The following is a 23232-nucleotide window of genomic DNA, read 5'->3' as shown; positions in this document are numbered from 1 at the left end:
GACGCTGATCCTGACTGCGCCCCCAATGGCTGCGATGTTCTTCCAGGGCACCCTGGGTACCTTCATGGCATATTCGCAGATAGGTGGTAGCGCCGTGCCGACCTCGCCGGGTCCAAATGGGCAGCCGCCGGGTTCTAGTGGATCGAGCGGGGGGGTGTATATGCCTCCGGTTCCCACCAATTCGAGGGCCTCAAGTCAGGTTCCGGTTCAAGATGCAACGCCTAGATTTGGAGGCGCGACCACTGAATCTCCGATTCAGAGTGGGCAGCGCGGCAATGCTGGAACAATGAATTCGTAACTCTTCGGGAATTGGAGGCCATGATGCGAACGACTTTGACCTACACAGTTCTCGTTGTATTGTTGTTATGCATACACTCCGCATCAGGAGAGGGTGGCTGCCCCCCGGGGTCGTATCCGATCGGTGGGCAGGGTGTCCAGGGTTGTGCGCCAATTCCTGGTGCAGTTGGTGGAACGGCTTCAGCCTCTGCTCCCGCTCCTGCTCAGCCGTTGGGGGAGTGGTTGACGAGATGGGGAGCCGTGGCTGAGTCGCCTACGTCAAATCTCGTCGGTACCGCAGCCAATGAGTCCAGCGAGCGGCGCGCGGTGGCTGCGGCGATCAAGAAGTGTGCCGCAGAGGGTGCAAAGGACTGCAAGTCTTCGGTTACCTATTACAACCAATGCGTTGCATTCGCTGTGCCGTCCTCAGGAAAGGGGCAGGGCTCCCTGGATACGGCGGTGGACGCAGAGACCGTCGCTAGAAATGCGATTGGTCATTGTCGGGATACCGGAGGCGGAAAGTGCGCCGTCGTCTATTCCGAATGCTCCTTGCCCGTCTTCCGGAAGTATTGATAAGGCTTCAGATAGGTCAGCAGAAAAATTGGGAATTGATCGTCAGATTAGCGTGAGTGGGGTTGCGCTCTTGTCAGTACCTCGAATGCCAGTGTTTCCATGAGATGCCGCTAAAAGAAGGGCGCAGAACGGGAAGCTCTGTAAGAATGCGCCGCTTTTGGGCGCGTGATCACAGCGGCGGCATGACTTTCTTCAATTGGTACGCTTTGTGGATCACCCTGAGCGGGGGAAGCACGTACTTCCTGTCTGGCATGGATCCAGTCTGACGCAGAGGCTACGGGGCCGCGCAAGGGAGCTGCAGGAACGAATCATCGTGCGCACTGACTGCGCCCCCAACGGCTGCGATGTTCTTCCAGGGCACCCTGGGTACCTTCATGGCATATTCGCAGATAGGTGGTAGCGCCGTGCCGACCTTGTATCCCAGAAATCGAAGTGAGCTGCGGAAGCGGCGGCGATCGACAAATGTGTCCGGCGAGGAGGGAGCAAGTGTCAGATTCGTTTGAGCTATCACGATCAATGCGCCGCAATCGCCGATCCGTCGCCCCGCTCGGGCGGACAGGCTGCCGGAAATTCAATCGTTGCCAGCGCTGAAACACTTGACGAAGCTCAATCGCTCGCGTTGAAGGAATGCGCCTCTGTGAATGATGGGGGAGCGTGTGAAGTCGCCTACTCGGCCTGCAGCATGTCGGAATTCAGGGCGTATCGCTGATCGCCAAGTTCCGCATGATATCTGTCAACAGGTATGCATGCCACGTCAGAAAAGGCCGCTATGCGTTACAGCGTCTGATATGGCTTGGACTTTTTCCAGTGTGCCCCGGAGACTTCATACGTGTTCGCAGATGGTTGCAAATTGGATCGGACGCGAGTGAGTGAAAATGACTAGTCGTTCGATGCAAGTGGTCGTAGCAGCAATGCTCTCGCTAGTATTCTCGTCCGCAAGTGCGGAGGGCAACTGTCCCCCTGCTATGTATCCGATCGGAGGACAGGGAGTACAGGGCTGTGCACCTATCCCGGGAGCAAACAATGGCGGGTTGACCGCTCCCGTCTCGCCGCCACAACCGTCTGGAGAATGGATCACCACCTGGGGTGCAATTGCCACATCCAAGCGAACGTCGCATGCAGGTGTGTCGACAGGGCAGCGAAGGAAGAGTGGAGCGGAGCAGGAAGCCCTTGGCAAGTGTGCTTCCGCGGGTGCGAACGATTGCAAGGTTATGCTTGCCTACTTCAATCAGTGTGCGGCATGGGTAGTTCCCAGCGGCCGGACAGGTCAGGGTGGATCTGGTATTGGACGCGGACCGACACTCGACGTGGCAGAGCGCGAAGCTCAGAAAGGCTGCACAAATGACCAAGCCGGGGCATGCGAGGTTTTCTATACGGATTGCACAAAGCCGATCTTCAAGGCGTATTGATGTTGCCGCCTCTCAGCTGTGCCTCCGGAACCGCTGGGCGAAGGGTTGAGTGGATGGTGAGCCGTTGCAAAATTTCACATGTCCAAATCAAACGAGTCCAATGAGTGGCAGGCGATAGCTGTCGCCATCAAAAGGCGGGCAGCTGAAGGAGCAGGGCTACAAGCCTTCTGCGACCTGTTTTAATCCGGGAGTCGCATCCGCGGCGCCATCCTCGGGGAAGGCGCAAGGATCACTGAATCAGGAGGTTGGGATGATGAAATGCGGTCTGGCCGGGGTGTTGGTTGCTGCTGCCGCCGGGTTTGTTGGAGGTATCAGTTCCGCGCACGCAGAAGGCAACTGTCCGCCGGGGATGTACCCCATTGGCGGCCAGGGTGTTCAGGGGTGTGCACCAATTCCCGGATCTAGTGGAACTTCCATGACTCCGTCCGCGCCGGCACCCGCGCCCGCTGGGGAATGGGTGAAAACCTGGGGCGCGATTGCGGTCTCGAAGGCCACGTCCGAGGCCGGTGTTTCAACCGGGATGAGATCCCGGCGAGCCGCTGAGAAGGAGGCGCTGTCCAAATGTGGTATCAGCGGAGCTCCTGATTGCTCGCTCAACATGACGTACTTCAACCAGTGCGTCTCATGGGCCATCCCTGCTGGCCGTTCGGGACGGGGGCAATCTGGTATTGGATCGGGACCCACGCCGGAAGCTGCACTTGAGACGGCGCGGTCACTGTGCAGGAACGATCAACCGGGCGGATGCGATGAAGTCTATGCGGATTGCACGCAGCCGGTGTTTGATCGCTATTGAGTGGCGTTGCGACAGGTGAGGCTCGCGCTTTGGGCCCCGCGGCGGGTGGGCTGCTGGGAGCCCATGCGGCGAGGGTAGCGTGCGCCGAGCCGTGACCCACTTCGCCGGGCCCGCACGAACAATTGCGGAGTGCTGATCGTATGGATGGTGTATCCGGAATCGGGATCCATCAGCGCCAATCCCGATTTTATGTGATCAAGTGCGCTTTTCATCCCAAGCACCCTTCGACGAGCGCTGCCTCCTCGAAGTAAGCTGCGTGCGCGTCAAAATCCCGACGCGCCGGTGCCATCGAACACAGGAGCTTTTCCGTCCATGAGGACTGTGTCCCCCCGCGGTGCGGGTGACGCTTGCCACCATCGCGGTTGCCGTGGGCTCGGGGCTATCATCCGCCATGGCGACCGCAGGGCACGTGCGAGGCATCGCCCCGTTTCCGGCCTCCGCTCGGGAACTGGCAAGACGGGATTGAAGGAGTTGCAGGGGATGGAGAAGGGGAGTGGCACGCACATGGACAATGCCCTGGCGTTCGTTCCGTCCGGCGCGAACCTGCTGGAAGCCGTACGCGGCGATCTGACCGGTAATGGTTTCCAGGACCAGCTCCTGGTGATCGACCAACCTCCTCCGGAGGGCTTGCTGCCCGGCGAGCACGGACCGAACCGGGTCCTGTTGTTGCTGCTGGGCGATGCCACGGGCCGCTGGCAGCTGGCGGCACGCAACGACAAGCTGGTGCCGTGCTCAACGCGCGGTGGCATTGCCGGTGATCCCTTCGCCTACGTGACGATTGAAGACGGCGCGTTCAGCGTGATCACCAACGGCGGGAGCCGCGAACGCTGGAGCAGCATCTACACCTTCCGGTATGCACCTGCCGAGCAGGCGTGCTGGGTGCATGGCGTGCAGCGCAAGGTGGTGGACACCGAAACCGAAGCAACCCACACGCGCGATTTCTCCGCGGCCGAGCTTGGCCGGGTGCGGTTCGAGGATTTCGATCCGTCCGTCGTCGCCGACGTCAGCTTGCCTTGAGTGCCATGCCTGTGAGGAGGCGGGAGTATCCAACGATGATCGAGCAGGAGTTTCACCGTGTCGCAGGATAGGGAGTCGTTGCTGTTGCGGCAGGCCACGGAGGCCGGCATGACTTCGTCCCGGGAACTGGCCAACTTCATGGCGCAGGCCGGGCATGAATCCCGTGGCTTGAGCCGTCTCAACGAGAGTTTCAACTTCACCCGGGGCATCTCGCAGATCCCGGTGGAAGCAGCGTGGCGCAATGGCAATGGCGCGCTTGAGAGCGCCCGCCAGGAGGCGCTGCGTGGGCGGCCGGAGAACCTGGCCGAACTGATGTATGGCGGGCGCATGGGCAATGACGCGCCCGGTGATGCACTGAAGTATCACGGCCGTGGCTATCTGCCGCTGGTCGGCAAGGAGAATTACGAGCGTGCCGGCAAGGCGCTGGACCTGGACCTGGTGAATCAGCCGGAGCTGGCCGCGCAACCCGAGCACGCAGGCCGTATTGCCGTGTGGCAGTGGCAGACGCGGGTGCCGGAAGCGGCGCGCGAGGACGTGCGCGAAGCGACGCGTGCCCTGAATGGCGCGCTCAACGGCATCGAAGCCCGCCAGCAGCGTTTTGACGTGTGGCAGCAGAAGCTGACCCCCGATGTGATGGCGCGCCTGGAGCGTGGCGAAGTGGGGGCGCCTGCCCAGCCCACAACGGGACGCGACATGTCGCAACCGGGCGAGCCGGGATACACGCTGTTCTCGGGAGCGCGCCAGCACCTGCAGCAGATGGGGCCGCAAAGCGGTCTGCGCAGCGTGCAGGAACTGGACAATGCCGCCGGCGCACTGGCGCTGAGCGCGCAGAAGGCGGGGATGTCGCGCATCGATCATCTCCTGGCGGGTAATGACGGTCGCACGCTGTTTGCTGTACAGGGCGCGCTGGGCGATCCGGCCATGCTGCGCGCATCGGTCGATCGCGAACAGGCGGCGCAGCAGCCGCTGGCGCAGAGCAGCCAGCAATTGGCTGCCAATGTCGCCCAGCAGGACCCGGCGGCCGCGCTCGCCCGCGAGCAGGAGCAGCGTTCTCGATCCCTGTAACACCGATGCCGGCGGGCAGGGTGCCCGCTGGCGCTTTACGTACGACGCGTGGCGCCCTGTGGCGCCGACATGGAAACCCACCCGTAAGGACACCACATGCGAATCGTTCCCCCGAATGCCCGCCACGCCGCTGCCCGCTGCAATGCACCCGTGCGTCGCCTGCCGCCGCTCTGGCTGCTGTCACTTGGACTTGCCGCAGCGTCGGCACAAGCTCAGGAGGCAGCGGCGCCCGTCGTGGAGACGCGCCCCGCTGCCGAGGCTACCGTTGAGGCGCCTGCAGGGGCGGCGCCCGTTGCAGCGCCCGCGGCGGCCGACGCCGTTGTCGCGGCGCCGGCTCCCGAAGTACCGGCTGCCGGGACACCCCCTGCGGACCCGGCGCCTGCGCCCGTTCCGCCCGCAGCGGCGGCGCCTGTGGCTGCACCGCCTACAGTCGTCGAGTCAGCGGTCCCGGCGGTAGCGCCGGCACCGCCTGCATTGGCCATCGTGCCGTTGCCGCCCGAGCAGGCGACCGAGCGTGCGCTCGGTGCCCGCTGCCCGGTGGATCTGGCCGGGCGGCTGGCGAGCCAGGGCGACCTGCTGATCGGCGCCTGCCAGGGCACCATGCCGGCGCATCTGGCTGCGATGCTGGTCGCGCTGCCCGAGCAGGACATCCACCTGCCGCGCAGCTGGCGCGAGCGTGAGGTGCGGCAGAAGGCCTGGTTCAAGGCGGTGCCGGGCTACGGCCAGCGCCCGGACTTCATCGTGCGGATGGGCGACATCTGGGTGCGCTCGTTGGAAGGGCGCGACGCCGACAGCACGTTCTACCTGGTGTCGGCGCCGTTCACCTGCAGCGACCAGGTCGCCAACCGTGATGAGTACGGCGCGGAGCCGGTCCGCGTGCCAGCGGGTGATTGCCGCGAGGCCTATGTGGGCCAGCGTGTGTACCAGGTCCGCGGGGACGCGGCGCCGAGGGATGTGACCGCCGATGCCATGCCTGTCATGCCGCAGCAGACGGAAGCGGATCGTGCGCGGCAGCTGTCGCGTGAGGGACGGATCAGCCTGGACCATAGCAAGTTGCAGTACGGCCCGGCCATGCGCTGGTTCGTGCAGTATCCGGAGTCGGCGCAGAAGGGTGGTCCGCGCGCCTACGGTGACTGGAACCGTGAGCACATCGCGTTCGTGGTCTGGACCGGTGATCGCTTCGAGCTGCGCGAGAAGGTTGCGCGGGCGCAGTGGCCCTGTGATCCGGTAGCACCTGGCGATCGCGCCTGTGGTGGATTCCCGGATTCCGGGCCGGATCTGTTCGTGACGGCCGGAGCATCCGTGCCAATGGCAGCGTCCAGCCCCTGAGCCGGAGTTTCGAAGTGATGCGGGAGCCGGGCTGACCGGCTCCCGCGCTGCATCAGGCCTGCAGGCTGCGGGTCTGATTCTGCTGCTGTTCCAGCTGCTGGTCGCGCTCAAGTGCAAGGCGCTGACCTGCGGCCTGCTGGTCGATGCGCTGGCTGCTCTGTTCCAGCGGTGTGTTCATCGCCACCGCCGTATCCACCGACACGCGAAGGTGGGCCGGGTCACCGCCCTGGCCCTGCACGGCGAAGCTGCGCGAGGCATCGGCATTCATGACCACCTCGTCGATGCGCTTGCCGCCCGCCGCATGCATTTCGGCGGCCAGGCTGCCGGCCAGTTGCGTGCTCATTACGTCTGGTACCCGGCCGACGCGGACGTCCTGCGCGTGCACGCCACGGATCGCGTCGTTGAACAGTGGGTTGCCCACATGGTTGGCGTCGTCCATGCGCAGCATGCTGGTGTGATGGCCATTCTTCTCCGCTTCGCGGCGTGCCGGCTCACCGGGCTGCAGCGGGCCGCGGATATGGTCGTACAGATCGACGGCGCCGCCCGGAATGCCGCGCGCCGCGCGGGTGACACCACGGCGCAGTGATTCAACGTCGTCGCGGTACTCCTCGATCATCCTGGCGTTGTCTTTTGCCAGCTTCTGCGTTTCCGGGTGTTTCAGCACCGAGCCGTCGCCGAGGAAGTTGCCCAGCTTGTGCGCGCCGAACGAACTGCCTGCTGCGACGAGCGGGCTGTCCGGGATAAGGGCGCGCAACGAGTGATTGCTGAAGCCGTTTGCGGCGAGTGTCTTGATCTCATCCGGCTTGGCGTAGATGCGCACCTGGCCGAAGTGCGGCGAGGCAGAGCTGACCGGATCGGAGGCCATGACATGGTTGATCATGGTGTTGCCGCCTTCCGGGATGCGGTAGCTGAGGCTGACCGCGCCATAGGCGTTGAAGGTCTCGCCCTTGACGTTGAAATGGTGCGAGGTGATCTGGGCCAGCGCGCCACCGAGAGAGTGGCCGGTGACGGTGACTTCGGGTGGGCGCTGTCCGAGATCCTGCCCCTCCTTCTTGGCGTAGGCCAGGGCGCGTTGGGTCAGCGCGATGGCGTCCGGTGCCTGGACGTTGGTGCGGGCGACAACCATGCCACCATCGGTCAGGATCGCATCGCGGGCGATCTGTTCGGTGCCGCGATGTGCGACGACAATTTCATTGGTGTCGACTCGCTGGTAGATCGTTCCCTGATAACCGTTCAATCGATTATCAACGTGCTCGAGGATCTTGTACTCATGCCCGTTGATCGCTACGAGCTCTTCCTTGCCGGGAGCGCGTCGACCGACCGCACGGTCCTTGTACACGTCGTCGGAAATACCCGCATAGTCTTGGCTGCTGAGGCTCATTGGCGGACCTCATTGGCTTCAAGTGAAGCCGAGAACAGCGAATTCTGCAGCTCAGGGCGGAACTTGGTGGGGTCTTCTTGGCCGCTTGCGCCGTAGTCAGGAATCTCGTTCACGCGCGGATAGTCCGAACGAGGATAGTGGCGAGTCTCGGTCTCGCCTTTCACGAATGGCGCTGCTTCAATAAATGAAAGGAAACGCGTCTCGCCCTCGGCTCCCGTCGCCTTCAGCATCGCGCCTGCACCGGTGAACTCCCACTTGCAGACACCGCGACCGTAGTAATCCTCATCCAGCATGCGGTCGATGTATACAGTGCCCCGGTACTCGCCATCAGCGACCTTGCGCAGTTCCACCGGTTCCTGGCTGGTAATCCGTGCAGCCGTGCCGGTGGCCGGCTCGATATAGCCACACTGGTCTTCGTTGGTGACGTCGTACTGCGCGACACCTTCGACCACCGCGAAATCGCCCGGGGCGTCCTTCAGGCGCAGCACCAGTTCATAGGCCTTGCGCGGGCTGGGGTTGAGCTTGGCGAGGCCGCGCCCACCCTGGGCGACATCGGCTTCAGCAGCGGCACGTTCCTGGTTCATGGCGGTCTCCGGATGGCAGGCGGTCAACAGAAGCAGAGCAAGGCACGGAATCATCTTGTGGCGCAATGTCGGCCTCCTGGTGTGTAAGGGTGAATGTGGCACTGGCGGCTCATGGCACGAGCTTCTGCACAGTGGTGGTGGTTGAGAACAGCGCATTGCGCAGCTCTTCGCTGTACCCCGACGGAGCTTCCTCGCCACTGGCGCCAAAGTTGGCGACAGTGTCGGCGCGCGGATAGACAAGGTTCGGGTAATAAAGCGTCAGAGGCGAGTCGTACTCCATGCGCTTCTTGTCGATGAACGTCAGGAATCGCGTATCAGCTTCGCCGGTCGTGGCACGCAACATCGCGCCAACGCCGGTCAGCCTCCAGTGGCACGTACCGCGATCGTAATAGTCCTGGTCCTGCATGCGGTCGAGGTAGAACGTACCGCGGTATTCGTTCTCGCCCGTCCTGCGCAGTTCCACCGGTTCCTGGCTGGTGATGCGGCTGGCCGTGCCGGTGGACCAGATGACCCTCCCGCAGTCTCCGTAGTTGCTCACGTCATACTGGGCCACGCCCTCAACAACCGCGAACGGGCCTGGCGCGCCCTTCAGTGTCAGCACCAGCTCATAGGCCTGCTTCGGCGCCGGGTTGAGTTTGGCCAGGCCGCGTCCACCCGCGGCGACGTCGCGCTCGGCATCGGCGTAGGGCGAGCATGCCGCCAGCAGGACGAGGGCGAGCACTGCCAGCAGCGGCCGTCCCCTGTGTGCGAGGTGCGCTACACCCATGGCCCGATCCTGCATCGTGCGTCCATGTCCATCTATCCTTCCTGGGTGGCAGGTTTCTCGATTATGGAACGTGCCGGGAGCCCTGTGCCACCCCTTGGAGACGGATTTTTGACGCCCCCAGGGCGCGCCGCCGGCAGATCGCTTGCCGCACAGGGCATCCGATCGTCGCGTTGGCTCTGACGCCGGACGCAGGTTCGCAGCTGAATCCGTGACCGGAATCGATCATTCACATGTCCATCACTTCATCAAAGGTGTTGTCCTTGAACTGCACGATCCGCCCTGAAACCCGCGAAGACCACGCGGTCATCCACGCACTCACCGAGGCGGCCTTCCGCGAAGCCCCGCACAGCAGCCACACCGAGCATTTCATTGTGGATGCACTGCGTTCGCGTGGAGCGCTGAGTCTTTCGCTGGTCGCCGAGAAGGACGGGGAGGTCGTCGGACATGTTGCCTTGTCGCCGGTGACGATCAGCGATGGCAGCACCGGCTGGTTCGGCCTCGGGCCAATCTCGGTGCTGCCGGACTGGCAGGGGCAGGGCATCGGTGCGGCGCTGATGCACGCGGCGCTCGGCGCATTGCGTGAGCAGGGGGCACAGGGCTGCGTATTGCTGGGAGAACCCGCGTATTACGGTCGATTCGGATTCCGCGCCGAGCCGGGCCTGGTGCTGCCGGGTGTGCCGCCAGAGTACTTCCAGGCGCTGTGCCTGCGGCCACCGATGGCGCAGGGAGAGGTGCAGTACTCGCCGGCATTCGAGGCCACGGCCTGATGATCGGGGCGGGCCTCGAACATCCGTCGAATGTCAGCCGTTGTACCGGAGATGGATCAGGGGATACGGGCGGCCCTGCGAATCCAGCGGTGAACGTCCGGTTTCGACGAAGCCCATGCGCTGGTAGAAGCCGACGGCCTGCGCGTTCTGTTCGTTGACGTCGGTACTCAGCTGCGGATGCAGGGCCAGCGCGTGCTGCAGCAACTGCCGGCCGATACCGGTGCCGCGTACGTCCGGATCGATGAACAGCGCTTCCATGTGCGTGCCGTCGATCAGCATGAAGCCAAGGGGGCGGTCCTGCGCGTCGACGGCCACGGTCATCGGAGCCTGCGGCAGGAAGCCGGCGACTTCGCCATCGATGGCCTGGCGGTCGTCGGCGCTGAGGAAGTTGTGGGTGGCGTCGACGGCGCGGCGCCAGAGGTCGACGAGGGCGGCGCCGTCGTCGGCGCGCGAGGGACGGAGGGTGGTCATGGGTTCACCAAGGTGCTTGCAAAGAGCGCGTAGTATGGCGCGTCCCGACCCAGCGCGCAGGCGTGGATTCTTCCGGTGTTGCGATGGCGGATGAAGGGGCTGTAGGCAGTGGCCTCCGCGCGCAGCACCACGCCATCCTCGAAATCGCCGCTGTCATTGAAGGGCACGGTGGGCCACCGCGGCCATTGCGCCAGGCGTTCGCGGTAGTAGTGGGTTGCTGCAGCCAGTGCCTCGTCGTGTGCCTGCACGCGCTCCGCTGCCAGCCCGGAACGCACGCCATGCACCAGATGCGGCTCCAGCACGTCGAAGCCGACGTAGCGCAGGCTGTACATCAAGGGCCACAGCAACAACCGGGTATCTCCCTCGCGGCCGTCGACGGCGCAGGCCCGTGCCGATGAGCCGGTGGTGACGCTCAGCAACGCACGCTTGCCGCGCATCGCGCCGTGCTCGTGGCGCAGGCGGCTGTTGTACATCGGCCCGTAGACCTGCACGCGATCCAGCCAGCCCTTGAGGATTGCCGGCGGCGCGAACCACCACAGCGGGAACTGCAGGATGACCAGATCCGCGGCCTGCAGCAGCTGCAGATGGCGCTGCACATCGGCGGGCAGCCGACCCTGTTCGGCGCCGTGGCGTTGTTCGCGCTGGGCATCGAAACGGCCGGGCTGCAGGCGACTTGAATGATGGTGGGCCGCTTCCAGCGGATCGAAGCCCTCTGCATACAGGTCGACCACGTCCACCTGCAGCGCGTCATGCCGCAGCTGCTCCGCGGCCTGCGCGGCCAGGTGGGCGTTGAAGGAGCGGGGTTCGGGATGGGCAAGCAGGACCAGGGCGCGCATGGGGCGAGGTGTTCGAGGAGTGTGCGACCATCCTCGCGGCGCCGGTATGCCCCGGCAATTACGCACCTTGAGGTAACCATGGCCTATCCGGGCGATGTCTATGCCGCCGATTGCTCGGCACGCGATGCGCTGGCGCTGATCTCCGGCAAGTGGGTGATGCTGCTGTTGCCGGCGCTGGCGCAGGGCCCGCAACGCAATGGCGCGCTGCTGAGGAAGATCGAAGGGATCTCGCAGAAGGTGTTGACCCAGACCCTGCGGCAGCTGGAGCGCAACGGCCTGGTCGAGCGGTGTGAGCGAGGCAGCAAGCCACTGCATGTGGAATACCGGCTGACCGAGGTCGCACGTGGACTGGTTGACACGCTGTCCGCCCTGGACCGTTGGGCCGAGCACAATTTCCCGGCGCTGGACGCCGCCCGCGAGCGCTTCGACGCGCGTTAGCGGCGCCTGCACGGCCGCGGGCGTACAATGCGGCCCCGGCGGCCATCCTGGCCCTGCAGACACGCGAGAACCGCCATGACCGACGCCCTGGGTGTACCGGTGCACGACGCCGATGAACACTGGATGCGCCATGCGCTGGCGCTGGCCGAGCGTGCGCAGCGCGAGTACGACGAGATCCCCGTTGGTGCGGTACTGGTGGGCGCCGATGGCCAGCTGCTGGGCGAGGGCTGGAACCTCAACATCGCCTCGCACGATCCCAGTGCGCATGCCGAGATCGTGGCCATGCGGGCCGGTGGCACGCGGCTGGCCAATCATCGGCTGCTCGGCAGCACCCTGTACGTGACCCTGGAACCGTGCGCGATGTGCGCGATGGCCATCGTGCATGCACGCGTTGCCCGCCTGGTCTACGGCGCCAGCGACCCCAAGACCGGCGCCTGCGGCAGCGTGTTCGACCTGCTGGGCGATGCCCGCCACAACCACCGGGTGGAGATCCACGGTGGGGTGCTGGCCAAGGAGGCCAGCATGCGCCTGACCAACTATTTCCGTGCCAAGCGTGGCAAGCCGCCGCTGCTGCTGGAAGACCATGCCGGCGAGGCCTGAGGGGGCGAACCGGTATGATGGGCGCCTCTTTCCATCACCGGCAGGCCGCGCGCCTGCCCAGCAACGAGGCGACACATGGCGGACAACGGCGCGGCCAACGAGCGACTGATCTGGATCGACCTGGAAATGACCGGGTTGGATACCGACAACGATTCGATCATCGAGATCGCCACCGTGGTCACCGATGCCCAGCTCAACGTACTGGCCGAAGGGCCGGAATTCGCCATCCACCACCCGCTGGAAACGCTGGAAGCGATGGACGAGTGGAATCGCAACCAGCACCGCCGCTCGGGCCTGTGGCAGCGCGTGGTGGACAGCACCACCACCCTGGGCCAGGCCGAGGCGCAGACGGTGAACTTCCTGGCGCAGTGGATCCCGGCCGGCCTGTCGCCGATGTGCGGCAACTCGATCTGCCAGGATCGCCGCTTCCTGCACCGCCAGATGCCGCGACTGGAGAAGTACTTCCACTACCGCAACCTGGACGTGTCCACGGTGAAGGAACTGGCCAAGCGCTGGGCGCCGAGCGTGGCCGCTGGCGTCGGCAAGAACAGCAACCACACCGCGCTGAGCGACGTGCACGATTCGATCGCTGAGCTGCGCCACTACCGCCAGTTCATGGGCGCGCTGTCGGGGCTGCCGGTTGCCTGAACAACGACGCCGGGCATGGCCCGGCGCTATCGGATGACACGCCAACGGGTAGTGCCGGCCGCTGGCCGGCAAGGCGCCGGGGTCGGATCCCTTTCCTGCGGAAAGGGCTCTGACCCCTCTGTCGTACCCCGCGACGAACCGTTCAACTTCCTGGCGCTAAGATCGGCGCCATGAACGAGCCGATCCTGCTCCCCCGCGACATCGCCCATGACGCCCGCGACTGGTCCGACCTGCAGCGCGCGGTGGCCCTGCTGGAAGCGCCGACCCTGACCGCGCGCATGGCCAACCTGGTCGGCACGCCGCTGGAGTTCGCGGTGAAGGCGCTGCCCAGCTCGGTCTCCAACCGCATCCACGGCGCTGTGCAGGCGGCGCTGAGCAAATCGGCGCAGGCCGCGCTGTGGAGCATGGACAACACCCCCGGCAAGGGGGCGTCCACCCGCTGGCACAAACTGGCGGCGGCCACCTCGGGCGCGGTCGGTGGGGCCTTCGGCTTCGCGGCCTTGTTCATCGAGCTGCCGGTGTCGACCACCATCATGATGCGTGCAGTGGCTGACGTGGCCCGCAGCGAGGGCTTCGACCTGTCCGAGTTCAGCACCCGCCAGGCGTGCCTGGAGGTGTTCGCGTTGGGCGGCAACTCGCCGCGCGATGATGCCAGCGAGACCGGCTACTACCTGGCCCGCGGCTTCACCACGGATGTGATGCGCCACCTGTCGGCCGAGCTGGCCGGGCGCGTGGTGACCGGCCGCGACCTGACCCTGGGCGTGGCGCCAAAGGAAGCTGGCAAGCTGCTGGCGAAGATGGTGGAGAAGGTGGCGGCGCGCTTCGGCGTAGTGGTTACCGAGAAATTTGCCGCACAGGCGGTGCCGATCGTCGGTGCGGCCGCGGGTGCAACACTGAATACCATGTTCACCGACTACTACCAGGACATGGCGCGCGGCCACTTCATCGTACGCCGTCTCGAGCTGAAGTACGGGGAAGATGTGGTGCGCACCTGCTATGACCGCGTGGCGCATGGCGGCGCGCTGATCGAGCCCACGCTGTAACCGGCTTCGGGGTCGGAGCCCTTTGCGTTGCAAAGGGATCCGACCCCGGTTGCGCGCGGGGTCGGATCCCGTTCCGCAGGAAGGGGCTCTGCCCCCCGGCCGGTCATCCTTGCCTTGGGGGAACAATTGTTTTGCCAGTACATGCCTGTTGCCTGGCAGCTGGCATCCCCATCCTTTGCGGCAGTCCCCCCCCGCAAGAGATCGCCGCCATGTTGTTCACTCCCCACCGCCTGGGCGCCTTGACCCTGCCCAACCGCATCGTGATGCCGCCGATGACCCGCTCGCGTGCCGCCGACGGCAACGTCGCCACCGCGGACATGGCCGCCTACTACGCCCAACGCGCCAGTGCTGGCCTGATCGTCAGCGAAGGCACCCAGATCAGCCCGCAGGGCCAGGGCTATGCCTGGACCCCGGGCATCCACAGCCCGGAACAGGTGCAGGGCTGGCGCCGGGTGACCGATGCCGTGCATGCCGCTGGCGGCCGCATCTACGCCCAGCTGTGGCATGTGGGCCGGGTCTCGCACGTGGCCCTGCAGCCGGGTGGTGCCGCACCGGTGTCGTCGTCGGCGCTGCTGGCCGAAGGCGTGAAGGTGTTTGTCGACCCTGCAGGCGCTGGCCCGGAAGCGGGCGTAGGCGAGATGATCCAGCACTCGATGCCGCGCGCGCTGCGCGAAGACGAGATTCCGGGCATCGTCGCCGACTACGCACAGGCCACCCGCAATGCACTGGTCGCCGGCTTCGATGGCGTGGAGCTGCACGGGGCCAATGGCTACCTGATCAACCAGTTCATCGACTCGCAGGCCAACCGGCGCACCGACGGCTATGGCGGCGCGTTGCAGAACCGGCTGCGGTTCCTGCGCGAGGTCGTGCAGGCGGTGACGGCCGTAGCCGGTGGTGACCGCGTCGGTGTCCGTCTGGCGCCGCTGACGACGTTGCAGGGCGCGGTGGACGATACGCCACAGGCGACCTATCTGGCCGCGGCGCACCTGCTGGGTGAGCTGGGCGTGGGCTACCTGCACATCGCCGAAGCCGACTGGGACGATGCACCGTTGATGCCGGTGGCGTTCAAGCAGGCGCTGCGCATGGTCTACCCGGGCACGCTGATCTACGCCGGCAAGTACACCGCCGAACGCGCCGAGCAGGCACTGGCTGAAGGCTGGGCTGACCTGATCGGCTTCGGCCGGCCGTTCATCGCCAACCCGGACCTGCCGGAGCGACTGCGTACCGGTGCGGCGCTGAATCCGCCGGATCGTGCGACATTCTTTGGCGGTGGCGCGGCGGGCTTCACCGATTATCCGACGCTGGAAGAGAGCGTCGCGGCCTGATCCTGGACGCTGCCGGCCAGCGGCCGGCACTACCAGTGGGCGAGGGGTAGTGCCGGCCGCTGGCCGGCATTGATCAGGGCTTGTCGCGCACCAGCGCGTCAGCCTCTATCACCCCGCCATCCTTGCCGTGCAGGTACAGGTGCATGTCCTGCTGCGGGTACGGGATGTTGATGCCGGCCTTGTCAAAGCCCAGCTTCAGCTGCTCCAGCAGCGTGACCTTGGTACCGAACCAGTCGGCCGACTTCACGTAGCAGCGGATGCCGAGGTTGATGGCGTGCGCGCCCAGCTCATACACCACCACGTCCGGTGCCGGTGTCTGCAGCACGCGTGGGTCGGCCTTCATCAACGCCAGCGCGGTATCGCGCGCCAGCTGGATGTTGTCTTCATAGCCGATGCCGATCACCAGTTCGACGCGGCGCGTCGGTTCGGCGGTGAGGTTGATGATCGGTGCGGCAGTGATCAGCGTGTTCGGAATGGTGGTGTGCTGGTTGTCGGCACCGGTGATGACGGTCTGGAAGATGCGCACTTCGCGCACCGTGCCGGTCTGTCCGGCCACGGTGACCACATCGCCCACACGGAACGGTCGCAGCGTCACCAGCATCACGCCCGAGGCGATGTTGGACAGCGAATCCTTCAATGCCAGGCCGACGGCCAGGCCAGCGGTACCGAGCACGGCCAGCAACGGGGTGATCTGCACGCCCAGCGTGCCGATCGCCAGCACCACCACGATCACAAGCGATGCGGCATACACCACGTTGCGCAGGAAGCTGCCCAGCATCGGGTCCACACCCATGCGAGCCGTAGCGCGCGGCATCGCGTTGGACAGGCGTCGTGCCACCCACAGGCCGACCAGCAGCACCACGATCGCGGCCAGCAACGGTACGCCGTAGGTTTCCAGCAGGCGCTCCCAGTCGAGCGAGTGGAACCAGGGCGTTGCGGCGGGGGCGGGTCGGGCGGCGGCGATCATGCGGGAGTTCCTTTGCTGCTGAGGGACAGGCGCGAGGTGCGCGTGGCGTGCACGGACGCCAGAAACAGCAAGCCCCGCAGAGGCGGGGCTTGCGTGCGGCAGCAGTATGTGCGGACGTCGATGAAAGCGACGTCAGCCCATTACGGCATCAGCCGTTGGCCTTCAGCTTGGCCAGGCGCAGCCAGGTATCGACCACGGTGTCCGGGTTCAGCGACACCGACTCGATGCCTTCCTGCATCAGCCATTCGGCCAGATCCGGGTGATCGGACGGGCCCTGGCCGCAGATGCCGACGTACTTGCCCTTGGCGCGTGCGGCCTTGATCGCCATCGACAGCAGCTTCTTCACTGCCGGGTTCCGTTCGTCGAACAGGTGCGCGACGATCGACGAGTCGCGGTCCAGGCCCAGGCTGAGCTGGGTCAGGTCGTTGGAGCCGATCGAGAAACCGTCGAAGATCTCCAGGAACTCGTCGGCGAGCAGTGCGTTGGACGGCACTTCGCACATCATGATGATCTTCAGGCCGTTCTCGCCCTGCTTCAGGCCGTTCTGTTCCAGCACCTCGACGACCTTGCGGCCTTCCTCCAGGGTGCGCACGAACGGAATCATGACCCACAGGTTGTCCAGGCCCATTTCGTTGCGCACGCGCAGCACGGCCTTGCACTCCAGCGCGAAGGCGGCCGAGAAGCTCGGGTCGACGTAACGGCTGGCGCCGCGGAAGCCGATCATCGGGTTTTCTTCGTGCGGCTCGTAGTTGCTGCCGCCGATCAGGTTGGCGTACTCGTTGGACTTGAAATCCGACAGGCGCACGATCACCGGGTTCGGTGCAACCGAGGCGGTGAGCGTGGCGATGCCTTCGGCCAGGCGGTCCACGTAGAAGCTGACCGGATCGCCGTAGCCGGCGATCTTCTCGTCGATCTTCTTCTTGGTCGCCGCATCCTGGCGGTCGTATTCCAGCAGCGCGTTCGGGTGGATGCCGATGTGGCTGGCGATGATCATTTCCAGGCGGGCCAGGCCGATGCCGGCGTTCGGCAGCTGGCCGAAGTCGAAGGCACGTTCCGGGTTGGCCACGTTCATCATGATCTTCAGCGGTGCCGGCGGCATGTTGCCCAGATCGGTGGTGGTGCGCTCGAAGCCGAGCTTTCCTTCGTAGATGAAGCCGGTATCGCCTTCAGCGCAGCTGACGGTGACCAGCTGGCCATCTTCGATCACCTTGGTGGCGTTGCCCGAACCGACCACGGCCGGCACGCCCAGCTCGCGCGCGATGATCGCGGCGTGGCAGGTACGGCCGCCACGGTTGGTGACGATGGCCGAAGCGCGCTTCATCACCGGTTCCCAATCGGGATCGGTCATGTCGGCGATCAGTACGTCGCCCGGCTGCACGCGGTTCATGTCGTCCAGCGTCTTCACCACGCGGGCCACGCCCGAGCCGATCTTGGCGCCGACGGCGCGGCCTTCGGCCAGCACGTTGCCGCCCTTCTCGGTCAGCGCGAAGCGCTCGATCTGGGTGGCGTGGCTGCGCGACTTCACCGTTTCCGGGCGCGCCTGCACGATGAACAGCTTGCCGCTGACACCGTCCTTGGCCCACTCGATGTCCATCGGGCGGCCGTAGTGCTTTTCGATGACCAGCGCCTGCTTGGACAGTTCCTGCACGTCCTCGTCGCTGATCGAGAAGGTGTTGCGCAGCTCGGCCGGGGTGTCCTCGATCCTGACGCGCTCACCCGGGACATCCGAGTACACCATGCGGATCGCCTTGCTGCCGAGCGAGCGGCGCAGGATCGCCGGCTTGCCGGCCTGCAGGGTGGGCTTGTAGACGTAGTACTCGTCGGGATTGACCGCGCCCTGCACGACCATTTCGCCCAGGCCGAACGAAGAGGTGACGAACACCACGTCGCGGAAGCCGGACTCGGTGTCCAGGGTGAACAGCACGCCGGACGAACCGACGCCCGAACGCACCATCAGCTGCACGCCGGCGGACAGGAACACATCCTCATGCTTGAAGCCGTGGTGCACGCGGTAGGCGATGGCGCGGTCGTTGTACAGCGAGGCGAACACTTCCTTGACCTTGTGCACGACGTCGTCGGCACCGGTGACGTTGAGGAAGGTTTCCTGCTGGCCGGCGAAGGAGGCATCCGGCAGATCCTCGGCGGTGGCCGAGGAACGCACGGCCACGGCCACATCGCCGCCGCCGTTGTCGGCGCTCAGCTTGGCGTAAGCGGTGCGGATGTCCTGGTCCAGCTGCGGCTGCAGCGGCGCATCGATCACCCAGCTGCGGATTTCCTTGCCGGCGGCGGTCAGCGCGTTGACGTCCTCGACGTCCAGCGTGGCCAGCCTGTCGAAGATGCGCTTGGACAGATCGTTGTGCGCAATGAAGTCCTTGAAGGCTTCAGCGGTGGTGGCATAACCGCCCGGCACCGAAACGCCCAGACCGGCCAGGTTGCCGATCATCTCGCCCAGCGACGAATTCTTGCCGCCTACGCGGGCCAGATCGGCCAGACGCAGTTCGTGCAACCACAGGATGTTCTCGTTCAAGCGCGATGCTCCGTTTGGCCATCGCCCGAGGCGGGCTGAGTGGCCGCGTCCGTAGGAAGAAGCCGATATGATGCCGGGCAGAGCACCGTCGGCACAAGCTTGTGCTGGCGGCCTTTTTAAGCTTCGTAGGGGGTAAAAGCGCGCATGTCGACCATCCGTCCGGTGTTCTACGTTTCCGATGGAACCGGTATCACCGCTGAAACCATTGGGCATAGCCTGCTGACCCAGTTCTCCGGGTTCAGCTTCATTACCGACCGCATGTCGTTTGTCGACGACCCCGAAAAAGCGCGTGAAGCCTGTGCCCGGATCCAGGCAGCAGGGGAGCGCTACCAAGTCCGGCCGATCGTGGTGAACTCCTGCGTGGACCAGAGCCTGAGCCTGATCCTGGCCGACAGCGGGGCGCTGATGCTGGATGTGTTCGCGCCGTTCATCGAGCCGCTGGAGCGTGAACTGGCCAGCCCGCGCCTGGCCCGGGTCGGCCAGGCCCACGGCATGGTCGATTTCGATACCTACCACCGTCGCATCAACGCGATGAACTTCGCCCTGACCCATGACGACGGCATCGCGGTGAACTACGACGATGCCGACGTGATCCTGGTGGCGGTGTCGCGCGCGGGCAAGACGCCGACCTGCATCTACCTGGCCCTGCATTACGGGGTACGCGCGGCCAACTACCCGCTGACCGACGAAGACCTGGAAAGCGATCGCCTGCCGCCGCGACTGCGCAATTACCGGCGCAAGCTGTTCGGCCTGACCATCGATCCGGACCGGCTGCAGCAGATCCGCCAGGAGCGCCGTCCGAACTCGCGCTACGCCAACCTGGAGACCTGCAAGCGCGAGGTGGCTGCGGCCGAGACCATGTTCCGCATGGAGCGGATCCCGACCCTGAGCACCACGCATACCTCGATCGAGGAGATTTCCAGCAAGGTGCTGGCCACGCTGGGGCTGCAGCGCGAGCTGTATTGAGCCTTTCCGGCGCGCTGCACTTCGCCCTGTAGAGCCGAGCCCACGCTCGGCTGGGCCGCCGGGTTCTTCCCGAACAGAGCATGGGCTCGGCTCTACACGGGGATCGTCGTTGTCGGGTTGGCTGTGGCTTGAGGCGCCCCCACGTTGAAGCACCAACGTGTAGGATCGACCCATGGCCCAAGCCTCGCCCCGCACCGAACGTATTCCCCGCCTGAGCCGGTTGAGCTGGCTCATGGGCCTGTACGCGGAGAACTACCGCCATCTGGTGCGCCTGTTCGAACCGGCCGGATTGGTGGCGGGCAGCTACATTTCCTCGATCGGCGACGGCCTGGACGTACGCCTGGACGTGATCGAGTGCCACCGCTACACGGTGGAACTGCGCCTGACCTACGACCTGGCCGACCCGGTCACCGGTGAGCCGGATCCCTCGGCGTATGTGCGCCTTTACCGTGACGCACGCCAGGCCGAGACCACCCATTGCTACGTCGGCCGCCGCTGGCAGGACACGATGGGCCTGTACCCGCCGCCGGCCGAGCTGATCAGCCACCGCATGCGGATGAACACCTTCCTCGGCAAGTGGCTGGAATACCTGGCTGAGCGCGGTCACGGCGTGGCCACCCTGCGCCGCGATCCCGATGGCGCAGGCACACCCGCCGAGCGCCGCCTGTCGCTGGTGCGCTGATCGGCCATAATCCACGGCTGACCTGCCGCTGGATGCCGCCCATGCCGTACACCCCGATCGTCGCCACCCTGGGCTACGTGCTGTCGCCTGATCGTCGCCAGGTGCTGATGATCCATCGCAACACCCGTCCGGGTGACCACCACCTGGGCAAGTACAACGGGCTGGGCGGCAAGATCGAAGCGGACGAGGACGTGGCAGCCAGCATGCGTCGCGAGATCGCCGAGGAAGCCGGCATCGACTGCACCGGCATGCGCCTGCGCGGCACCCTCAGCTGGCCGGGCTTCGGCAAGCACGGTGAAGACTGGCTGGGCTTCGTGTTCGTCATCGACACTTTCGAAGGCACCCCGCACGGCGGCAACCATGAAGGCACGCTGGAGTGGGTGGACCTGGACAAGCTGGACACGCTGCCGATGTGGGAGGGCGACCGCAACTTCCTGCCGCTGGTGTTCGACGCCGACCCGCGCCCGTTCCACGGCGTGATGCCGTACAAGGACGGCCGCATGGTCAGTTGGTCCTACAGCCGGCTGTGAGGTGACGAATCGGGTGGGTGCCAACCTTGGTTGGCACGCTCTTCTGGCAAATTAATACCCGGACAATATTGACTCGGTAAAATTACCCGGGCAATATTCACGCATCGCCTCTGATGCCATTGCCATGCCTGTGTCCCGACTTCCTCCCTTCAGCTGTTTCGACGGCCATTGCCTGGTCGCTTCCGGCACGCCGGAAGTGGCAGCGCTGGCGTTGAAACAACTGCGTGCCGACAACGCAGCCGGTCCGCTGCTGGTGTTCGACAACGCCAGCGGGCGAACCCGCGATTTCGACACGCGCGGCAGCGACACAGAGCTGCTGGCACGGGTGACCGAAGCGTTTCCCTCCGCCGTGGAGGCGGATGCCGACGTCACTACCGGAGAGGCGCCCGCAACCCCGCGTGGCCGTGGCCGCCCCAGACTGGGCGTGGTCGCCCGCGAAGTGACGCTGCTGCCGCGGCATTGGGCGTGGTTGGCCGAACAGCCGGGTGGGGCTTCGGTGGTGCTGCGCAGGCTGGTGGAAGCGGCCAGCCGTGCCGGTGCCGACGAGGATCGGCAGCGCCGCCACAGCGAGCGTACCTATCACTTCCTGCAGGCCATCGCCGGTGACCTGCCGGGCTTCGAGGAGGCCATTCGGGTGCTGTTCGCGCATGACCGCGCGGGCCTGGAAGCGGCGCTGCATTCCTGGCCCAGGGATGTGCGCGACCACGCCCTGCGGCTGGCGTTCGAAGACGCTGACGGCTGAGCCATCGCGCCGTTGCTGAGCGACGGCGTCATCTGATCGCGGGCCGCGGCCCGCTTCCCCTGTGCTTGCTTTGCTGGCGGAAACGCCGGGCAGGGCGGCGCCTTGCCCAGAGAATCCCATGAGCCCCCCTGTACATCCGACACCTCCGGCAGCACCCCCGCTGTGGCGCACCTACCTGACGCTGCTGCTGCCGATGCTGCTGACCAATGCGTTGCAGCTGGCCGCAGGCACGCTGGACAACATCTATCTCGGCCACCTGCTTGGCACACAGGCGGTGGCTGCGGCCGCGGCGTTCTTCCCGGTCTTTTTCCTGCTGCTGGCCCTGGTGATGGGCCTGGCCACGGGCGCGATGGTGCTGATCGGCCAGGCCTGGGGCGCGGGCCGCCCGCAACAGGCGCGCGCGGTGGCCGGCAGCGCGGTGGCGCTGATCCTGCTGTTGTCGGTGCTGGTGATGGCCCTGGGCGGCGGTTTCGCGCCACAGCTGCTGGCGGCACTGGGCACGCCGGCAGCGATCCTCGGCGAGTCCATCGTGTACGCGCGCGTGCTGTTGCTGGCGGCTCCGGTGTTCTTCCTGCTGTGGCTGGCCACTGCCGTGAGCCGCGCAGTGGGCGATGCAAAGACGCCGCTGCAGGCGCTGCTGCTGGCCACGGTGGTCGGCCTGCTGTGCACGCCGCTGCTGATCCTGGGCTGGACCGGCCTGCCGCGGCTGGGGTCGGCCAGTGCGGCTGTATCGGCGGCGTTTGCCTCATTGTTGGCCCTGGGCTGGTTGCTGTGGCGCTGGCATCGGGTAGGACATCCCCTGGCGCCACGGCGCGAGCAGTTGCGTGCCATCCGTTTCGATGGCGCGCTCATCCGCGCGATGCTGCGCATCGGCGTACCGTCTTCGCTGCAGATGCTCAGCCTGGCCATTGCCGAGATCGTATTGCTGGGCTGGATCAACCGCTACGGCTACACGGCCACGGCCGCCTACGGTGCGGTCAACCAGTTGATGAGCTGGGTGCAGCTGCCGGCGATGTCGCTGGGCATTACCGCCACCATCCTCGCGGCGCATGCGATGGGCGCGGGGCGTAAGGCACGGCTGCCGGCCATCGCCCGCACCGGCGTGCTGCTTGGACTGGCGATGCTGAGTGCAGTGGTGCTGCTGGTGATGGCGCTTGCGCCCTGGCTGACCGGCCTGATCCTGGTGGCTGCCGAAGCGCATGAACTGGCCACGCTGCAGTTGCGCACGGTGGCATGGGGCGTGCTGGCGATGGGCGGCAGCACCGTGCTGGTAGGGGTGATGCGCGGCAGCGGCACGGTATGGCGGCCAGCGCTGCTGGGCATGACGGCGGTATTGCTGCTGGAGCTGCCGCTGGCGATGTGGTTGCAGGCGCGGCATGGGCTGGCCGGCGTGTGGTGGGCGTGGCCGCTGGGGTTGCTGGCGATGCTGGTGATGCAGGTGTTCTGTTTCGAGCGCTGGCGGCGGGTGCAGGCTGGGTAGTGCCGGCCGCTGGCCGG

Annotated in this window: 24 protein-coding genes and 2 pseudogenes; 19 read left to right on the top strand and 7 right to left on the bottom strand. The window is 65.7% G+C overall.

Going from position 1 to position 23232, the window contains the following annotated elements; all coding sequences use genetic code 11:
- The first annotated feature begins 318 nt into the window (after window positions 1-318).
- From AC5P8R_RS19590 to AC5P8R_RS19555, 8 genes and pseudogenes are all read left to right on the top strand, one after another.
- Complete coding sequence (locus AC5P8R_RS19590; RefSeq protein WP_495223752.1) at window positions 319-849, top strand: DUF4189 domain-containing protein; 531 nt, start codon at window positions 319-321, stop codon at window positions 847-849.
- A gap of 320 nt (window positions 850-1169) precedes the next feature.
- Window positions 1170-1259, top strand: a pseudogene (locus AC5P8R_RS19585) (type IV secretion system protein); the annotation flags it as partial.
- Window positions 1260-1297: 38 nt separating this feature from the next.
- Window positions 1298-1558, top strand: a pseudogene (locus AC5P8R_RS19580) (DUF4189 domain-containing protein); the annotation flags it as partial.
- 166 nt (window positions 1559-1724) lie between these two features.
- On the top strand, window positions 1725-2258 hold the full coding sequence (locus tag AC5P8R_RS19575; protein WP_080052994.1) for a DUF4189 domain-containing protein: 534 nt from the start codon (window positions 1725-1727) through the stop codon (window positions 2256-2258).
- A 250-nt stretch (window positions 2259-2508) separates the two neighbouring features.
- Window positions 2509-3051, top strand: a complete 543-nt coding sequence (locus tag AC5P8R_RS19570) for a DUF4189 domain-containing protein (protein ID WP_321210785.1) — start codon at window positions 2509-2511, stop codon at window positions 3049-3051.
- 480 nt (window positions 3052-3531) lie between these two features.
- A complete protein-coding gene (locus tag AC5P8R_RS19565; RefSeq protein ID WP_014647568.1) occupies window positions 3532-4068 on the top strand; it encodes a hypothetical protein in 537 nt (178 codons plus the stop codon).
- A gap of 57 nt (window positions 4069-4125) precedes the next feature.
- Complete coding sequence (locus AC5P8R_RS19560) at window positions 4126-5133, top strand: XVIPCD domain-containing protein (RefSeq protein WP_075075582.1); 1008 nt, start codon at window positions 4126-4128, stop codon at window positions 5131-5133.
- A gap of 96 nt (window positions 5134-5229) precedes the next feature.
- Window positions 5230-6462, top strand: a complete 1233-nt coding sequence (locus AC5P8R_RS19555) for a hypothetical protein (protein WP_495223751.1) — start codon at window positions 5230-5232, stop codon at window positions 6460-6462.
- Between the two features lie 52 nt (window positions 6463-6514).
- Here the strand turns inward: AC5P8R_RS19555 and AC5P8R_RS19550 are convergent, their stop codons facing one another.
- Genes AC5P8R_RS19550 through AC5P8R_RS19540 form a run of 3 tightly spaced genes read right to left on the bottom strand, consistent with a single transcriptional unit; the run spans window position 6515 to window position 9193 of the window.
- Window positions 6515-7843, bottom strand: coding sequence for an XVIPCD domain-containing protein (locus tag AC5P8R_RS19550; protein ID WP_049408125.1), 1329 nt, complete (start codon window positions 7841-7843; stop codon window positions 6515-6517).
- Complete coding sequence (locus tag AC5P8R_RS19545) at window positions 7840-8493, bottom strand: hypothetical protein (RefSeq protein ID WP_014647564.1); 654 nt, start codon at window positions 8491-8493, stop codon at window positions 7840-7842. Before AC5P8R_RS19545 ends, AC5P8R_RS19550 begins: the two co-directional genes overlap by 4 nt.
- 43 nt (window positions 8494-8536) lie before the next feature.
- On the bottom strand, window positions 8537-9193 hold the full coding sequence (locus AC5P8R_RS19540) for a hypothetical protein (RefSeq protein WP_495223750.1): 657 nt from the start codon (window positions 9191-9193) through the stop codon (window positions 8537-8539).
- Between the two features lie 260 nt (window positions 9194-9453).
- Between AC5P8R_RS19540 and AC5P8R_RS19535 the strand changes: the two genes are divergently transcribed.
- The gene (locus AC5P8R_RS19535; protein WP_495223749.1) at window positions 9454-9960 is read left to right on the top strand and encodes a GNAT family N-acetyltransferase; all 507 of its coding nucleotides are present in this window, start codon (window positions 9454-9456) and stop codon (window positions 9958-9960) included.
- Window positions 9961-9993: 33 nt separating this feature from the next.
- Here the strand turns inward: AC5P8R_RS19535 and AC5P8R_RS19530 are convergent, their stop codons facing one another.
- Together AC5P8R_RS19530 and AC5P8R_RS19525 are read right to left on the bottom strand one after the other, a co-directional pair.
- Window positions 9994-10431 (bottom strand): acetyltransferase, encoded by a 438-nt coding sequence (locus AC5P8R_RS19530; RefSeq protein ID WP_014647561.1) that lies wholly within the window; start codon window positions 10429-10431, stop codon window positions 9994-9996.
- The gene (locus tag AC5P8R_RS19525; RefSeq protein ID WP_495223748.1) at window positions 10428-11267 is read right to left on the bottom strand and encodes an NAD(P)H-dependent oxidoreductase; all 840 of its coding nucleotides are present in this window, start codon (window positions 11265-11267) and stop codon (window positions 10428-10430) included. The genes AC5P8R_RS19530 and AC5P8R_RS19525 overlap by 4 nt, the downstream gene beginning before the upstream one ends.
- 78 nt (window positions 11268-11345) lie before the next feature.
- On the opposite strand from AC5P8R_RS19525, the gene AC5P8R_RS19520 reads away from it, so the two are divergent.
- From AC5P8R_RS19520 to AC5P8R_RS19500, 5 genes are all read left to right on the top strand, one after another.
- Window positions 11346-11705, top strand: a complete 360-nt coding sequence (locus AC5P8R_RS19520; protein ID WP_032961582.1) for a winged helix-turn-helix transcriptional regulator — start codon at window positions 11346-11348, stop codon at window positions 11703-11705.
- 75 nt (window positions 11706-11780) lie between these two features.
- Complete coding sequence (gene tadA / locus AC5P8R_RS19515; protein WP_014647558.1) at window positions 11781-12305, top strand: tRNA adenosine(34) deaminase TadA; 525 nt, start codon at window positions 11781-11783, stop codon at window positions 12303-12305.
- Between the two features lie 75 nt (window positions 12306-12380).
- Window positions 12381-12953 carry an oligoribonuclease gene (gene orn, locus AC5P8R_RS19510; RefSeq protein ID WP_014647557.1) on the top strand — a complete coding sequence of 191 codons (573 nt, stop codon included), beginning with the start codon at window positions 12381-12383 and terminating at the stop codon, window positions 12951-12953.
- A 170-nt stretch (window positions 12954-13123) separates the two neighbouring features.
- A complete protein-coding gene (locus AC5P8R_RS19505) occupies window positions 13124-13996 on the top strand; it encodes an EcsC family protein (protein WP_169411850.1) in 873 nt (290 codons plus the stop codon).
- Between the two features lie 209 nt (window positions 13997-14205).
- Complete coding sequence (locus tag AC5P8R_RS19500) at window positions 14206-15321, top strand: alkene reductase (protein ID WP_495223747.1); 1116 nt, start codon at window positions 14206-14208, stop codon at window positions 15319-15321.
- 73 nt (window positions 15322-15394) lie between these two features.
- On the opposite strand, the gene AC5P8R_RS19495 is transcribed toward AC5P8R_RS19500, so the two are convergent.
- Both AC5P8R_RS19495 and ppsA read right to left on the bottom strand, forming a co-directional pair.
- Complete coding sequence (locus AC5P8R_RS19495) at window positions 15395-16288, bottom strand: mechanosensitive ion channel family protein (protein ID WP_134967313.1); 894 nt, start codon at window positions 16286-16288, stop codon at window positions 15395-15397.
- A 148-nt stretch (window positions 16289-16436) separates the two neighbouring features.
- Entirely contained in the window at window positions 16437-18815 is a 2379-nt protein-coding gene (ppsA, locus tag AC5P8R_RS19490) for a phosphoenolpyruvate synthase (protein WP_014647553.1), read from the bottom strand.
- A gap of 144 nt (window positions 18816-18959) precedes the next feature.
- Here ppsA and ppsR point away from each other — a divergent pair, with 144 nt between their 5' ends.
- The 5 genes from ppsR (at window position 18960) to AC5P8R_RS19465 (ending at window position 23215) form a co-directional block, all read left to right on the top strand.
- Entirely contained in the window at window positions 18960-19781 is an 822-nt protein-coding gene (ppsR, locus tag AC5P8R_RS19485; RefSeq protein WP_014647552.1) for a posphoenolpyruvate synthetase regulatory kinase/phosphorylase PpsR, read from the top strand.
- Window positions 19782-19953: 172 nt separating this feature from the next.
- On the top strand, window positions 19954-20463 hold the full coding sequence (locus AC5P8R_RS19480; protein WP_032956108.1) for a DUF1249 domain-containing protein: 510 nt from the start codon (window positions 19954-19956) through the stop codon (window positions 20461-20463).
- A 41-nt stretch (window positions 20464-20504) separates the two neighbouring features.
- Entirely contained in the window at window positions 20505-20993 is a 489-nt protein-coding gene (locus AC5P8R_RS19475) for an NUDIX hydrolase (protein ID WP_014647550.1), read from the top strand.
- Between the two features lie 124 nt (window positions 20994-21117).
- A complete protein-coding gene (locus AC5P8R_RS19470) occupies window positions 21118-21735 on the top strand; it encodes a DUF2239 family protein (protein ID WP_329889994.1) in 618 nt (205 codons plus the stop codon).
- A gap of 118 nt (window positions 21736-21853) precedes the next feature.
- Complete coding sequence (locus AC5P8R_RS19465; protein WP_495223746.1) at window positions 21854-23215, top strand: MATE family efflux transporter; 1362 nt, start codon at window positions 21854-21856, stop codon at window positions 23213-23215.
- Window positions 23216-23232 lie beyond the last annotated feature (17 nt).

This window comes from Stenotrophomonas sp. YJH_SMC_73, from assembly GCF_059370155.1.
Note: the sequence above shows the minus strand (reverse complement) of the source record. Positions and strands in the feature narration are given on the sequence as shown.